The sequence below is a fragment of the Paraburkholderia tropica genome, assembly GCF_900109265.1.
Lineage (GTDB): Bacteria > Pseudomonadota > Gammaproteobacteria > Burkholderiales > Burkholderiaceae > Paraburkholderia > Paraburkholderia tropica.
The window spans coordinates 497,525-512,879 of sequence record NZ_FNZM01000002.1 but is presented as its reverse complement, the minus strand read 5'-3'; the positions used below and the strand labels follow the sequence as shown (position 1 = coordinate 512,879).

The following is a 15,355-nucleotide window of genomic DNA, read 5'->3' as shown; positions in this document are numbered from 1 at the left end:
ACGTCAGCATTCGCTACAGCGAACGTCTGGCCGAAGCGGGCATCGAGCCTTCGGTCGGCAGCCGTGGCGATAGCTATGACAACGCGCTGGCTGAAACGATTAACGGCCTGTACAAGACGGAACTGATTCATCGGCGCGCCCCGTGGAAAACGAAGGAATCCGTCGAACTGGCAACGCTGCAATGGGTGGCCTGGTTCAATCATCATCGACTGATGGAACCGCTCGGCTATATCCCGCCCGCTGAAGCTGAGGCAAACTACTACAGGCAACTCAGAAATACTGCGGATGCGCCTGCTTTAACTTAAACCCAATAGCCTCCACGATTCCCGGCTCGGTTCAATCCGCAACAATCGTACTCTGCCTGGCCGCCTCCCTCTGAATATGGCTATTCAGAGCTGCGGCCCACTTTCCAGCGGGACCATCACAGCGCGGTGACCTTGACGGCCAACGTATCGCACATCTGAACTGATGAATGGCCCCACAGAGCTGTTCAAACGCGGCAACGTAGACCGTCATTGGCACCCAACGGACGCTCACCTCTAGCGCGGCCTCAGGCAGCAGTCCACCCGACGCCGATGTGCACAAAGATCATTGCTGACGACCACCATGCGATGCAGTCGGTAGATGGTGGCTGAGCGAGGCAACGCCCCGCTTACAGCCTTTGCGCACACATCGTGCGCAAAGGCGCGCGCGGCAGATCCCCCGGCCCCCGCAACAGCATGACCCGGCAAGAACGGCGTAACCGACTCGCTCAAGTGTTGTCTCCCGGCACTCACTGCCTCTGAGACATCAAAGTCTACGTTGTCAGCCTGCTACTGCAACTAGCCGAGCTCTGCATTAAGCAACCGGCTCAATCAGTGCAACGATATTGCGCACATACTGCTCCATATCGAAGCTTTCCGCGACATGCGCGGCAAGCGTAGCAGACACCTGCGATCTGAGTTCAGGCTCTGTAAGCAGGCGCACCACCTTGCTAGCCATGCCTTCGACGTCCAGATAGTCCGCGACGCAAGGATCCTTCAGCCCGATACTCTCCAGGAAGGAGACAATCCCCGTCGTTTTGTCGAAACAAACAAGCGGTTTCTCGAAGAACATCGAATCAATTGCCACATTCGGCAAGGGATCCAGTCTCGAACTCAGCAGAAAGAGATCAGACAGTTGATAAGCCGTTTCGATCTCGGTGGTCTCACCGATAATCTCGACCGAATCCGAAAGACCCGCACGCGTGATCTGGTCCTCCAGATAGACAGAGTACGCCGCGTCCTTTCGCGGCTCGTAACCTTGTCCGATCCAAATGAACCGACATTGGCCCTCCCCGACTTTCGACAAAACCGCACGCGCGCATTGAAGGAAGAGATCGATGCCTTTGCGATAGTTGACCGACCCTGCACCGAGCACCACGTATTTCGGCGCCTGTTGTCCGGACGGACGGAGAATAGAACGCAACCTTTGCTGCTCCTTCTCTGCCGAGGCGTCCTGCGTGCGCTTACCCGGGATTCTGGAGCGCCCCTGAGGCAACACATGGGTCCTTTCAGGCTGGTAGCCACTGACGAATCTAGCCGCATCCTTGAGCGTGATTTCCGACGAGAACACGACTTGCTGAGGCAAGGTCATCATGGCGTTGAATCGCGCCGCAGGATCCGGATAGCAGGACGCGAATTCGTGAATCAAGCTAACGGTGCGCACGCCCGCATGCTGAAGCGGTTCGACGACCCACTGCGACTCAATGCTATTGACGATTGCGAAGGATGGCGAAAGGTCTCGCGTAACGCAGCCAATGACGTATTCTGCATGTGCACTACTGAAGCGCGCATAGTGCGCTGGCACAAAAGTGACATCCAGTTCCTTGAATAGCTCTTCGAGTATGCCGCCTCCCAATGAGAGAACGATCACATTCATGGAGCCAGACAATTGTTCGGCTATGTTGTAAACGAGTACCGGCGCACCGGTGAGCGAGCACTCGTGCGTCACCAGCAGCGCTGTTTGTCGTTTGGGATCAAAGACGGTGCTTCGCAGGTACTCGAAAGGCGGAAATTGATACTCCCGCTTCTCCGCCTCTCCAAATTCGATGTAGTGCGCGACCGGATCGACGCCCGCATCGCGCAGATCCGCGTGAAGTCTAAGATAGACCGCAGGATCGAAATCGGCCGGCGTCGAACGCCTACCCCAACCCAGGCGGCGCACGACAGCTTTATTTTCTGGAGGGAGCCGATAAGGCCGCTTTTCCGCCATGCCAAATTCCATGTAGTGCTGTGCCGGATCGACACCTGCCTCACGCACGTCATCATGCAGTTTCAAATACACATCAGGATCAAAATCATTGGGCAAGCCCGGATTTGATCGCACCACTCTGCGGCGAAAAGCCTCGAATAGATTGTTGAATATTCTCATCTGCGTTGAAAAAATAAATTAAAAATTAGTTTTAGACGGTGTATCCAGCTTTATTTCCCCAACACGACAGCCAACAACCTCCTGAATTTGCTGCCCAACGTAGACGAGCGCTCTTTATCTCTGAGCTGGCGATCCATGATATCCTGAACGATCGCAGCGTGTGAGGCATTCATTGCAGCATATGAGGCGTTTAAAGCATCTCTATCTTGCGTCAACTGTTCAATGGCGATCTGTTGGCGTGCAATCACTCCTTTGCACTCCTCATACGCTAGGTGGACCTTCTGCCACTCTGCAAAGACTCTGTCCTTCTCGGCTACGACTTCATCAATCGTTTTCACACATCGATCATACGCTGTGAAAACTTTTTGCCACTCAGCGAGAATTCGCGCATTTTCGGTTTCAAGGTGCCCCATTCTCTCCGTCCGCCTACGCCGAAAATCGAGATAATTCTTCAAGTGATTCTGGCGATAGCGACGCAGTGGTGGTACATGCTGTGCGCAATCAGCGCCGCTCGCGACGGCACTCAAGAACGCCTCTTCGGAGTAGTAGCGGCGAAAGTGCTGTAATGCGGCCTCACTGTGCTGTTTAAGCAGCGGTTCGTCCCAACGCTCAAAAATATTTTTGAGATCCTCATACTCCACCCAGGAAAAGCTTCCCGGATAGGTGAGATCGCCACCACCGTGATAGCGAGAACGGTAAGAGTCGTGGGTAACGACAGGCAGCCCAACCGACATCGCTTCGATCAATGCTTTTCCACCTCCGAGCGGAAAAGAGGAAATATAGACATCGACCGAATGTTCAATCAGTGCGCGCGACAACGAAGCGACCCACTCGATGTGAATAAACCTATCACGGCTGACATCCGCTGCATCGAGTTCCGCGTAAATTCGCTGAAGGAAAGTCTCCGGCAATTCACCAATATGGATATGGTAGCCGCCTGACGCCGCCAAAATGCGCGCGACAGCACGCTCGTAATGCAGATCGTAGGTTCCGGATTCGAATTTAGACGTTCGACCACATGAACACGTAGTCAGCGCTCCGCGCTCGAGAAAACGGTTTTTCGTTCTCTCTGGATTCCTGCTGCCAAGCGGCCAATAGAGTTGATGCCGCACACCGATCTCGTTCTTGCACAACTCATAGGACATGTTGTGCAGATCGACGTGCTGAAACGCATCGCATGTCACGCCGAGAGACAGATGGTGGTCCCCGTGGTGAATGTAATAGCGGTTGGTGACGCCCGGAAAGTGGGCACCGACCACGCACACGACATCCTGGTTATGGCCCAGCGTCAAGATCGTGGAAGGATTCCACTCACGCAACTTTTCAGTTAGCGCGCTCAGTTTTCCGTCGAGTTCCGGCTGGCTCGTGACATACACTTCGCAGCCAAGAAGCGATTGCCAGTCCGCGATCAGCGCGAGATCGACTCGATTGAATAGATCCGTCTGAACGACACGGACAGGCCCTGGAAATTGTCCTGACGCGAGATAGTCCTTGATTAGCTCGACGTGGCCGCCGGCCCTGACGAGTTCCGTCGCCAGAACGACGGTCCCCTGACAGCCACCTTTCTCCGGATGAATGTCGGCGTAATAGGCATCCGCCACTGCCGTGCACAGGTTATCGATCTCCCGGCTGGCGAAAACGACAGCAATCGATTCCGGATCGTTGATAACCTCTTCGGCGAACGACTTGATGCTCAGCAGAGCATCGCCAAATCGCGCCTGAGAAATACTATTCGCGACCGATTCTTGCAGGCCGTCGAGTTTCAAGTCTTGCATTACTGGAAGTTTATTATCGTTTCACAAACATACGCAGCCTGGTCCAGGCTCATGTGCGGGCCAATAGGCAAACTGAGTTCTTCGTCAGCCAGCGCTTCAGCGATCGGAAAGGCCCCTTTCTGGAAACCAAGGAATCCGTACGCCTCTTGCAGATGGGGCGGAATCGGGTAATGAATCAATGATTCGACTCCCGCCTCCTTCAAGTGCGCCTGCAGCGCATCGCGACGCGGCGAGAATATTGGGAACAAATGCCAGGACGACACACAATCCGGATCGAGCGCAGGAACGCTTACTGACGAATTCTTCAGGTGCAGGTGATAAAAGTTTGCGATAGCGGTACGGCGCGCATTCCATTCTTCCAGCAGCGGCAATTTTTCGGCCAGCGCCGCCGCGTGAATGGGATCAAGCCGACTATTCACACCGCAGACATCGTTGACATATTTCACTTTCGAGCCGTAGTTCGCGATCACGCGAATTCTTTCGGCTAATTCCGCGTCGTTGGTTGTCACGCCGCCGGCGTCGCCAAAGGCGCCGAGATTCTTGCCGGGATAGAAGCTCCAGGCGACTGCGTCGCCATGAGCGCCAATGATGTCACCTCGATATCGCGCACCGTGTGCCTGTGCACCGTCCTCGAGCACCTTCAGCCCCTTCCTCCTGGCGATGTCGAGGATCGGCCCCATGTCAGCCGGCCGCCCGTACAGGTGAACAGGCAGGATAACCTTGGTCTTTTCGGTCACCGCCTCTTCAATACGAAGCGGATCAATGTTGAGCGTATTCGCATCGGGTTCGACAGGAACCGGACGCGCGCCGCATTGCGTCACAGCGAGCCAGGTCGCAATATAGGTATTGGAGGGCACGATGACTTCATCGCCCTCGGTCACGCCCATTGCCATCAAGGCGATTCGCAAAGCGTCCAGGCCGTTGCCCACACCAATGGCGAAGCGCGCATTCGTGTACTCCGCAAACAGCTTTTCAAATTGTGCGACCTCGGCCCCGAAGATATACCAGCCAGAATCGAGGGCGCGTGCGACGGCTCGATCGAGTTCAGGCTTAAGTTCGAGATAGGCGCTACGGACATCAAGGAATGGTACTTTCACAATCGTGCTCCTTACTCTCAAACGGAATCGCTATAGTCGTTCCGCATGATTCGAACATTCCTCAGGCGAAATTCACCGATCTTCCGGCATTCAGCTTGCGCGAACTGCACGCAAGTAGTCCTCGTATTCCCGGAAATAGTCGGATTCATTGAAAGCCATCGAGGCCAGCACCAGGCAGACTGAACCAGGATCGAAGTTGAGTTCTGCGGCCCAGATCATCGGCGGGATATGGAGTCCTTGCCACGGGCGATTCAGGTGAACCGTTTTCTGCTCCGTACCATCGTCGAGCGCAACGTCGAAACTGCCCGACAAGCAGATCAAAAGCTGATGCAACTCCTTGTGCGCGTGCGCACCGCGCGACTCGCCGGTCGGGATGTCGTACAGATAGAAAATCCGCTTGATATCAAAAGGAACGTGCCGGTTCCCCTCAAGGAAAGTCAGATTCCCCCGCGGGTCGGTGATCTTCGGAAAATTGATGATCTTGCAATCAGAAATCGGCATGGTGGCTACCTGATAGATCTATGTCGTAAAACTCGTGTACCACTCCGCCACCGCCGTATTCATGCTTGTACTGATACAGACCTTGATTGAGAACGGTACCCTCGGACTCATTACTCGTTCCGAAATCGAAATATCGGATTCCTCCGGAATGGGCGATTTCAATCGCGCGTTCAAATACCGCATCGAGCGCGGACACCGAATAGGCAACGTCGCTCGCTGCGATGTACTGCGCATGCCAGACCTTCGGTGTTTTGAACACAACGATTCCCGCCTCGACTTGTCCTTCGATCGTGGCGCAAAATAACTCGATCGACTCGGGAAACAAGGCGATCAGGTGTTTCATCTCGTCCAGGGTATGAACGGGCGCCGCGCCGTGCTTGCGCTCGAGGTTATCGATCAATACTCGCCACAGGGCTGCGACTTGCTCGGCACCAACGGCGACAGAGACGACTTTGCTGGCCTTTTTCAATCCCCGACGACGACGCTCCGACGGCTTCGGACGCTCGGCCAGATCGATCGCACAGGAGAGGTCGCAACGGCTCCGATTCGCCCGCAAACGAAACAGAGCATACAAATCGTCCTGCGATGCTCGCTGGTGGTAAAGATGCGGTACGACCTTATAGCGCAGGCGTTTGTACTCCGCCGCGCCGTAGTGCGCCGACAAAAGCGCTAGCGCCTCTATCATCCTTTCGCCGCACAGCGTCCCGTCGTGAACGACGCCGCCGTACGTTATGCCCGGATGACTGACCACCATCGTGGCATCTCGACGGGCTTGCGCTGCAGGAAAGACGGCCACGATGCGGTCACCTTGCATCAGCAAGGTGGAGACGTCGTCGAAGCGGTCACCGTGGTACCCAAGGAAGCGCCGCGTATGCAGAAACGTGCCGTTCACTGCGTTTGCGCAAAACGCATCCCAGGCGTCGCTCAGGTCGGGCCGATAGCGGATAACGTCGAAGGTCACCAGAGCCACTCCGCGGCGAGGAGAGTCCGCACTTCGCCTTTGTCGACGCCGTCGGACGCGAACGCATGCAGGAACGGCGGGTTCGTGGCGCTCCAGCGAGCGCCCAATCGATTCCCCATCATTCCTTGACCTTGAAAAAGCGACGCGCCGAAACCTTCGAGGGTTGGGGCTGTTCACCCTTGAACACGCAATCGGCATCGGTGTTCTTGATGATATTGACCCCGACGCCAAGCCAGTTATCCGGACCAATGACGACGTTGTTGGCGAGCGCGGAATTCACACCGATAAAGGTATTTCTACCGACGGTACAAAAGCCCGAGATGACTGCGTGCGAGGACACAAAGCAGTTATCTTCGATCACCGAGTGATGACCGACGTGATTGCCGCTCCACAGCACGACGTTATCGCCAATCTTGACGAAGGGCTGTACGGTATTGTCTTCGAAGATAAAACAGTGCTCGCCCAGCACGACGTTATGCCAGACAAACGCCCTGCTGCTGACGTAGCTTGCGGCGCGATAGCCCTTACTTTTCGCCGCCTGATAGAAACGCGTTCGCAGACGGTTGAGCTCGGAATAAACGAGGGCTGCGTAAAATTCGACCTCGCCCGGATCGAAAGAACGCTCGATCTCCTCGAAGGGGACCACGGGCAAGCCAAAGAGGCTGTCCCGGGTAAGAAACGCGGAGTCGACAGAGAACCCGACGACTTCGTATTCCGAGTCGTGAGTAAAACACTCGTAGGCAACTTCAGCGAATGCACTGTCGCCGAGGATCACCAGCTTTCTTGTCTTCGTCATTTTGCGCTCTCAAGGTCGGACAATCAGGACATCCTCGCGTCGATTGGCCATTGGCAACCCATTGCCCTGTGGCAATACATAAGCATCGAAGCCCTGGGCACGAGCCCGCTCGACCAAGGCCATTACAACGGCGTCGTCGATCTGGCCGTGCTCGATTTTGTTGAACTCCACGACGGGCGCCTGATCCGTCTTCATATGACGCATATGAAACTGCTTGCCCGTTTCGCTCGCAAAGAAACGCTTGCGCTTGGAAACATTGGGTATGTCACCAATCAGCATTTGCCCGCCGGGCGCGAGCAAGGAAAGTGATACGTCCAGAAATTGGAAAAAGCTCACGTCGACGAAGACATACTGCAGGACGCTGTAGCACAAGATGACATCGACTTTACCCACCTGACTGGCAATCCAGTCCGGGCATTGGGGGTACATCGCCGGCACCTTGGCAATGAAATCCGCATCGCCGAGCAGGTCGAGCATTTCCTGACTGTCGATCAGCGTCAATGCATGGTTGTTTGATGCACACAGTTCAACCAGCATGCGCGGCAGGTCACTACATCCGGGTCCAATGTCGACGACATGTCGGCCCTGCGCCTGCAGATTACTCAGCTTTCCGCAGATATCCGCAAAAATCGACGCTTCATAGCCCTGGCGATACGAGTCGGGAAAACCAATCCGCTCGTACTTCGACATTGACTGGTCCTGCGCAAAGCGCCGGAAATCTTCGAAGCCAATATCTTCAAACCGGTTGGATGACGCCATAGACACACCTCTAGCAACGACAATTTTTACTTACACTGCAACGCCAGCTTTGATTTCCCTGATCTCGAACGAGACATCCTGCCAGACCATCGCCGGGAAGATGTTCTCTGCACGGGAGCCAAAGGTGCTCTGGAAAACTCTCGCATTCTCGAGCACATCGAGATACTGATGAACCTTATTCTGCTGAACGATCTGCTCGACTCCCACGGCAACCGTGTATCCGCCTTGTGCGAGTGAATTGACGCCCGCGACATCAATGCAGTAAACCTTGCCCGCTTCGAATGTCGGCATTTCCACATTGGGGAAATTGGAATTCATGGTTCCCACGACCTTGTTACCCTTGAAGTCGCGCAGCGAATAACCCACAGCGGGCCGCTCGATCGTGTTGTTAGCCTTCACGATGATCCTCACCGTGAATCGCTCATGCAGCTCCAGCAGCTCCGTGGGACGCCCTTGCTGATCGATCAACGTGACATTCAGAATCGTCGCACGACCATCTCCATAGCGCGTATGGCCGTCGAGAAACATCGCGGGTTCCAGGGAAATCGACTCCGCAACGGACGTCGACCCGACATCGACTACGGCTTCAGCTTCTTCCGTGTGTGCCTGCGTAATCCGGTTGATGTCGAGATTCATCTCGCTGATGTATTCGCCAACCACCTGCTTCGGGTCACCGTAAGCGACTGAACGCCCCTGCTTGAGCCACAGCACCTTGCTACAGATGTTTTGTACGCTGCTCATGTCATGACTCACGAACAACACGGTCGTGCCGCGATCCATGAGTTCACGCAGACGGATCATGCACTTCGCCTGAAACGCCAGATCGCCGACGGCCAGCGCCTCGTCGACGATCAGAATCGCGGGGTCCATGCTCGCGGCAATCGCGAATGCCACGCGCACATACATACCGGAGGAATACATCTTGACCGGCTGGTCGATGAACATCCCGACATCGGCGAAGGCCACGATATCGTCGTAACGCTCTTCGATTTCCTGCTTGCTCAGACCGAGCAGCGTTCCGTTCATGAAGATGTTTTCGCGTCCGGTGAACTCGGGATTAAAACCCGCGCCCAGCTCGAGCAATGCGGCGACCCGGCCGTTGACATCGACATGCCCCTGCGTCGGGCTCAACGTGCCGCAAATCATCTGCAACAACGTCGACTTTCCGCTGCCATTGCGCCCGATGATGCCAACCGTCTCGCCCTTCTTCACATCGAAGGAGACGTCGTTGAGCGCCCAGAATTCGCTGCAATACTGCTTCGGCTGCGCGCCTGCCATCCTGTAAAGCCGCGGCAAGACGAATTGCTTCAACCGATCACGCGGAGTTTCGTAAATCTGGTAGCGCTTGCCGAGGTTATGCACGCCAATGGCGATATCGTCAGAGGACATCGGCAAACCCTTTTCTTGTCTTTTGGAACCAGGCATACCCGGCCCATGCCACGACGAAGGCGGCAATCGTATAAATAGTCAGTCCTGCCCAGTCAGGCAACTTTCCCCAAACAAGCACATCGCGCGCCTGCTCGATCACAAACGTCAGCGGATTCGCCATGATGAATGGCCGGAATCGCGGCGGGACGGCCGTCACGGGGTAGAACACCGGCGACAGAAACATCAGCACCGTCGTCAGGAGCGAAATGGTCTGCCCGACATCTCGCAGGAACACTCCGAGCGACGCGAGCACCCAGGCCAGCCCAAGCGTCACGATCACGAGCGGCAGAAGCACCAGCGGGAAAAATATCGCCGTCCAGGGAATGCCGCCGTTGAAGACGACACAGGCGCCCAACAACACGGCCACGCTGACGCAACCATGAAACAAGGCCGCGCCCATTGTGGAAACCGGGAGCACTTCAATCGGAAAGACGACCTTCTTGACGAAATTGACGTTCGCGATGACCAGCCCAGGGGCCCGATTAATCACTTCCGAGAACAGGTTCAGAACGATCAGGCCGACGAACAACAGCACCGCAAAGCTGGTTTTGCTTTGCACGGCGCCAGCGCCTCCCCAACGGGCTTTGAACACCTCGGAAAAGACGAAGGTGTAGACCGTCAACATGAATAACGGCTGCACAAAAGACCACGCCAGACCGATCGCAGAGCCCTTGTAGCGGCCCAGCACTTCGCGCCGCGTCATCTGGGCGATCAGTTGACGATTACGCCAGAGTCCTCGAATCAAAGAACCGGGACCACAAGGCGGCGCTGCGTGAGGGTCGACCGACCGAGTCAACGGCGCGCTCATGCGTAAAGCTCCAATGTAAGCTCCTTAACTCCGTGGCGACGAGCGTGAACCTTACAGGCTCTGTCGTCGACCACGCTAACGTAACACCAAAATTGGGAGTGCCCCGGCTGCGCTCAAACGCGCGCGAGGCAATTAGCTGCGCGGGACGCTGCGATCACCATAGCGGCCCAGGCGGCCCATCCACCCGTCCCTCAAACCTTCCAGCGCCATTCTTATGTGCTGTGAGCGCTGTTCGGGGAAAAATGAATAGATCACGAGCCGCACAGGAAGCTTCAGCAATTCCGTGGTCTTCCAGCTCCAGGGAATATACGAACGCTTGAGCAAGGCGATAACGTTGCGGAACTGGTAGTAGTGACGCAAAGGACCATGCATCGGATAGGCCCGACCAAAAATGCGCACCGGCTCACCGCCGAGTTCGTGACTCATTCGCAGCCATGGCAGACCCAGGATGTGATAACCCTTCTGCTTCGCTCTCACGCACCACTCGAGATCGACGAAATCGATAAAAAGCGCGTCGTCCATCGGACCCACTTCAGACCAAAAGCGCAGATTGATGCAAGATCCCGATGTGATCAGAAAATCGACATCCATCGGCTCGCTACCCTGGGGCACCAGCCGCTCGAGCTTCCAGTACCGGAACCTGACAAATGGCGCGGTGCCTCTCAGTCGCGGATCGTCATAGGCCGGACCCACGAGCGCGACACGCTCGCCTCGCTCGTTGGCGCGCGCAATTTCGGCGGGAAGTCCCGCCAGCAACGTATCCGACGGTTCACTATCCTGGTCGAAAAGCAGCGCCATTTCCGCACCGGCGCGCTTGAGATATTCCACACCCTGATTGAGCGCCGTCGCTATGCCGACGTTCTCGCCATTCGGCACGTACTCAATCGAAGCGGACAGCCCCAGGCTGGCGCCCGTCCGCATGCTCGGCGTGTTATCGACAACGACGCAAGGCAGCATCGACGCGAGCCGATTGGCTCGTTCGATGCAGGCCGCATCCGGATTGTAGAAAACGACTACCGCACCAGCACGGTGAGTCGTCCATGCGCTCGTCAGCGTGCCGTCATGCATAGCTGCAACGCTTCGCGCCAATGCGGCGCCCTCACGCGAAAAGTCCGCGCCAGCTTGTCGTTTGACATCCGCGAATTAACGGGCCGCTTCGCGGGGGTCGGATAGGACGACGCGGGAATCGGATTGACCTGCGGTTTCGTGGCCAGATCGGCCAGTTCGAAAATCGCCTCGGCAAAACCGTGCCAGGAAGTCGCGCCACCAGCGGTCAAATGGTAGACACCGGAGTGCTCCGCCCACCACGCATTGCGATCGGCCGCCGCGCTTTCCTGCGCCAGCACATTCGACGTCAACGCGGCAATCGTATTCGCCCAGGTCGGCGCGCCAAACTGGTCGGACACGACGCTCAGCTGATCGCGCTCTGCGCCAAGACGCAGCATCGTGAGCAAAAAATTCTTGCCGCGCGTGCCGTAGACCCAGCTCGTGCGGAAGATCAGATGCGAGCAGCCAGATGCCGCGATCGCCTGCTCGCCCGCCAGCTTGCTTTCGCCGTAAATATTTTGCGGATTGGTGAGGTCGGTTTCCTCGTACTCACCGACCTTGCTCCCGTCGAATACATAGTCCGTGGAGTAATGGACCAGCGCTGCACCAAGCTTCTTTGCCTGCTCGGCCAGTACGGCCGGCGCTTCCGCGTTCAGACGCATCGCGAGACCGGCTTCCGACTCGGCCTTGTCGACGGCCGTATGCGCGGCCGGATTCACAATCAGTTGCGGCTTGACGTCCTGCACGACCCGGCGCAACTGATCGAGATCGGTCAAATCGAGCTTGTCGCGGCCCAGGGCCACGACGTTGCCGAGACCCTGGAGATTGCGCGCCAACTCGAAGCCAACCTGGCCGTTCACACCGGTTAGCAGGATGGTCGGTTGTTCAAACGACGCCATTGCCATCCTCACGCAAAAACATCCGCATCCGACAGGAGTTTGCCCGCCGCATCCTTCGCTGCGAGGACGGGCTCGAAATCAATCGGCCACTCGATGCCGATGGCCGGATCGTTCCACAGGATGCTGCGCTCGTGCTCGGGAAACCAGTAGTCGGTCGTTTTATAGAGGAACTGCGCCGACTCGGACATCACGACGAAGCCGTGCGCAAAACCGGGCGGCACCCATACCTGACGGCAATTCTCCGCCGACAGCGTCACCCCCACCCACTTGCCGAAATTCGGCGAGTCGCGGCGCAGATCGACGGCCACGTCGAACACTTCGCCTTCCACCACGCGCACGAGCTTGCCCTGCGCATGCTGGATCTGATAGTGCAGGCCGCGCAGCACGCCCTTCGCCGAACGCGAATGATTGTCCTGCACGAACACGACGCCAGGCGCGACCAGTTCTTCAAACTCGCGTGCGTTAAAGCTTTCGTAGAAGTAGCCCCGTGCATCGCCGAACACCTTCGGCTCGATGATCTTGACTTCGGGGAGCGCCGTAGCGGTTACCGTGATGGCCATGCGACCTGATCCGTAAGAAGATTCAACAAGTACTTGCCATAAGCGTTCTTCGACAGCGGCTTGGCGAGCTTCTCCACCGCTTCCGCGCCGATCCAGCCGCGGCGAAACGCGATTTCCTCAGGACAGGCGACCACGAGACCCTGACGCTTCTGCAGCGTGGCGATGAACGTTGCCGCCTCGATCAGCGAGTCGTGCGTACCGGTGTCGAGCCACGCATAGCCGCGGCCCATGATCTCGACATTCAGCGCGCCGTCGCTCAGATAGCGCGAGTTGACGTCGGTGATTTCCAGCTCGCCGCGCGGCGACGGCTTGATGTCCGCCGCAATATCGCACACGCGGTTGTCGTAGAAGTACAGACCCGTGACCGCGTAATTCGAACGCGGCTGCTCGGGCTTTTCTTCGATCGACAGCGCACGAAAACCCTTGTCGAATTCGACCACGCCGTAGCGTTCCGGGTCATGCACGTGATAAGCGAAGACCGTGGCGCCCGCCTCTTGCGCATCGGCGCGCTCGAGCTGCTTCGCGAGATCGTGACCGTAGAAAATGTTATCGCCAAGAATGAGCGCCGACGGATCATTGCCGACGAAATCCTTACCGATGATGAACGCCTGCGCGAGGCCGTCCGGCGAGGGCTGCACCGCGTACTGGATGTTCATGCCCCACTGGCTGCCGTCGCCGAGCATCGCCTCGAAACGCGGCGTGTCCTGCGGCGTCGAGATGATGAGCACGTCGCGAATGCCCGCGATCATCAGCGTCGACAGCGGGTAGTAGATCATCGGCTTGTCGTACACCGGCAGCAGCTGCTTCGAGACTGCGTGGGTGATCGGATAGAGCCGCGTGCCGGAACCGCCGGCGAGAATAATGCCTTTACGAGCCATGTCGACCGCCTTTTACGTGCGTTGCGCGTAGTTGGTTTCGACCCACTTGCGATAGTCGCCCGAAGCGACTTCGTCGGCCCATGCCTGGTTGTCCAGATACCAGCGCACCGTCTTCGCGAGACCGGTTTCAAAGGTTTCCGCGGGCTTCCAGCCGAGTTCGCGTTCGAGCTTGCGCGCGTCGATTGCGTAGCGGCGGTCGTGACCCGGGCGATCCGTCACGTAGGTAATCTGATCGCGATACGAGCCGGCTGCCTTCGGACGCATTTCGTCGAGCAGGTCGCACAGCGTGTGCACGACTTCGAGGTTCTTCTTCTCGTTCCAGCCGCCGACGTTGTACGTTTCGCCGCTCTTGCCGCGCGCGAGCACTTCGCGGATCGCGCTGCAATGATCACCCACGTAAAGCCAGTCGCGCACGTTCTGACCGTCACCGTAGACGGGCAGCGGCTTGCCGGCGAGCGCGTTGGCGATCATCAGCGGAATGAGCTTTTCGGGGAACTGGTACGGACCGTAATTGTTCGAGCAGTTGGTCGTGAGCACAGGCAGACCATACGTGTGATGGTAGGCGCGTACGAGATGGTCGGAACCGGCTTTGGTGGCCGAGTACGGGCTGTTGGGCGCGTACGGCGTGGTTTCCGAGAACTGCGGATCGGTCGCGGAAAGCGAGCCGAACACTTCGTCGGTCGAGACGTGCAGGAAGCGGAAAGCGGCTTTCTCGGCTTCGGGCAGCGTGTTCCAGTACTGACGCGTGGCTTCGAGCAGCGTGAAGGTACCGACCACATTCGTCTGAACAAAATCGGCCGGACCATGAATCGAGCGGTCGACGTGGCTTTCCGCGGCGAAATGCAGCACGGCGCGCGGCTTGTGCTCGGCGAACAGCGTGTCGAGCGCCTCGCGGTCGCAGATGTCCACACGGGCGAACACGTGCTTCGGGTTGCCCTGCAACGACTTCAACGTCCCAAGATTGCCCGCGTAGGTCAGCTTGTCTACGTTGAGAACGGCTTCGTCGGCCTGGCTCAGCCAATCAAGCACAAAATTGGCGCCGATAAAGCCGGCACCGCCCGTTACGAGAATCATGGAACTCCTTTCTTGTCGCGTGTTGGATTGCAGGTCTGGCGTTACCACCCCGGCCGCCAGATGCGCGAAAGAATGCTGTAAAAAAGGGACTTTTGACGCCAAAAACGCCAGAAATTACCCACTCAGCATACTCTGGCTCTGATTTTATCCTTGCAATTATAAGGCCAGCGGAAGCGAAAACCATACCGCTAACATCTTGAAACAGCTTGACAAAATTTAATCCGACACTTACCGCGCCTTTTCTACGCTGCCTCGCGGCTCATCTGTCTCGATGATGTCAAATTCAGGTGCGATCACGCGACAAAAGTATTCCTGTGATACCGTCACTCCCTTCTTCGTGCGCACCGCGTTGTACTGCAACTTGTACTGCAACTGATTCCG

At 57.1% G+C, this 15,355-nt stretch carries 15 protein-coding genes; 1 reads left to right on the top strand and 14 read right to left on the bottom strand.

Annotated elements, in window-relative coordinates:
• The coding region (locus BMY06_RS04590) for an integrase core domain-containing protein (RefSeq protein WP_143064403.1) at positions 1 to 305 on the top strand (305 nt) is incomplete at its 5' end.
• Between the two features lie 532 nt (positions 306 to 837).
• On the opposite strand, the gene BMY06_RS04585 is transcribed toward BMY06_RS04590, so the two are convergent.
• From BMY06_RS04585 to rfbB, 14 genes are all read right to left on the bottom strand, one after another.
• Positions 838 to 2,391: a glycosyltransferase family 4 protein gene (locus BMY06_RS04585; protein ID WP_237181331.1), complete on the bottom strand. Its 1,554-nt coding sequence runs from the start codon at positions 2,389 to 2,391 to the stop codon at positions 838 to 840.
• A gap of 50 nt (positions 2,392 to 2,441) precedes the next feature.
• Complete coding sequence (locus BMY06_RS04580; RefSeq protein ID WP_074981721.1) at positions 2,442 to 4,166, bottom strand: glycosyltransferase family 4 protein; 1,725 nt, start codon at positions 4,164 to 4,166, stop codon at positions 2,442 to 2,444.
• Positions 4,166 to 5,263, bottom strand: a complete 1,098-nt coding sequence (locus tag BMY06_RS04575) for a DegT/DnrJ/EryC1/StrS family aminotransferase (RefSeq protein WP_074981720.1) — start codon at positions 5,261 to 5,263, stop codon at positions 4,166 to 4,168. The genes BMY06_RS04580 and BMY06_RS04575 overlap by 1 nt, the downstream gene beginning before the upstream one ends.
• 90 nt (positions 5,264 to 5,353) lie before the next feature.
• The gene (locus BMY06_RS04570) at positions 5,354 to 5,764 is read right to left on the bottom strand and encodes a sugar 3,4-ketoisomerase (RefSeq protein ID WP_074981718.1); all 411 of its coding nucleotides are present in this window, start codon (positions 5,762 to 5,764) and stop codon (positions 5,354 to 5,356) included.
• Complete coding sequence (locus tag BMY06_RS04565; RefSeq protein ID WP_074981717.1) at positions 5,751 to 6,725, bottom strand: GNAT family N-acetyltransferase; 975 nt, start codon at positions 6,723 to 6,725, stop codon at positions 5,751 to 5,753. The genes BMY06_RS04570 and BMY06_RS04565 overlap by 14 nt, the downstream gene beginning before the upstream one ends.
• Positions 6,726 to 6,843: 118 nt before the next feature.
• Positions 6,844 to 7,521 carry an acetyltransferase gene (locus BMY06_RS04560; RefSeq protein ID WP_074981715.1) on the bottom strand — a complete coding sequence of 226 codons (678 nt, stop codon included), beginning with the start codon at positions 7,519 to 7,521 and terminating at the stop codon, positions 6,844 to 6,846.
• A gap of 9 nt (positions 7,522 to 7,530) precedes the next feature.
• Positions 7,531 to 8,280 carry a class I SAM-dependent methyltransferase gene (locus tag BMY06_RS04555; RefSeq protein WP_074981714.1) on the bottom strand — a complete coding sequence of 250 codons (750 nt, stop codon included), beginning with the start codon at positions 8,278 to 8,280 and terminating at the stop codon, positions 7,531 to 7,533.
• A gap of 30 nt (positions 8,281 to 8,310) precedes the next feature.
• Positions 8,311 to 9,669: an ABC transporter ATP-binding protein gene (locus BMY06_RS04550; RefSeq protein WP_074981712.1), complete on the bottom strand. Its 1,359-nt coding sequence runs from the start codon at positions 9,667 to 9,669 to the stop codon at positions 8,311 to 8,313.
• Complete coding sequence (locus BMY06_RS04545) at positions 9,659 to 10,516, bottom strand: ABC transporter permease (protein WP_074981710.1); 858 nt, start codon at positions 10,514 to 10,516, stop codon at positions 9,659 to 9,661. Before BMY06_RS04545 ends, BMY06_RS04550 begins: the two co-directional genes overlap by 11 nt.
• Positions 10,517 to 10,648: 132 nt before the next feature.
• A complete protein-coding gene (locus BMY06_RS04540; protein WP_074981708.1) occupies positions 10,649 to 11,584 on the bottom strand; it encodes a glycosyltransferase family 2 protein in 936 nt (311 codons plus the stop codon).
• Positions 11,566 to 12,462, bottom strand: coding sequence for a dTDP-4-dehydrorhamnose reductase (rfbD, locus tag BMY06_RS04535; protein ID WP_074981707.1), 897 nt, complete (start codon positions 12,460 to 12,462; stop codon positions 11,566 to 11,568). Before rfbD ends, BMY06_RS04540 begins: the two co-directional genes overlap by 19 nt.
• Positions 12,463 to 12,470: 8 nt before the next feature.
• Complete coding sequence (gene rfbC, locus BMY06_RS04530; protein ID WP_074981705.1) at positions 12,471 to 13,022, bottom strand: dTDP-4-dehydrorhamnose 3,5-epimerase; 552 nt, start codon at positions 13,020 to 13,022, stop codon at positions 12,471 to 12,473.
• Positions 13,007 to 13,900: a glucose-1-phosphate thymidylyltransferase RfbA gene (gene rfbA, locus BMY06_RS04525; RefSeq protein ID WP_065057257.1), complete on the bottom strand. Its 894-nt coding sequence runs from the start codon at positions 13,898 to 13,900 to the stop codon at positions 13,007 to 13,009. Before rfbA ends, rfbC begins: the two co-directional genes overlap by 16 nt.
• A 12-nt stretch (positions 13,901 to 13,912) precedes the next feature.
• A complete protein-coding gene (gene rfbB / locus BMY06_RS04520) occupies positions 13,913 to 14,974 on the bottom strand; it encodes a dTDP-glucose 4,6-dehydratase (RefSeq protein WP_074981703.1) in 1,062 nt (353 codons plus the stop codon).
• Between the last annotated feature and the right edge of the window lie 381 nt (positions 14,975 to 15,355).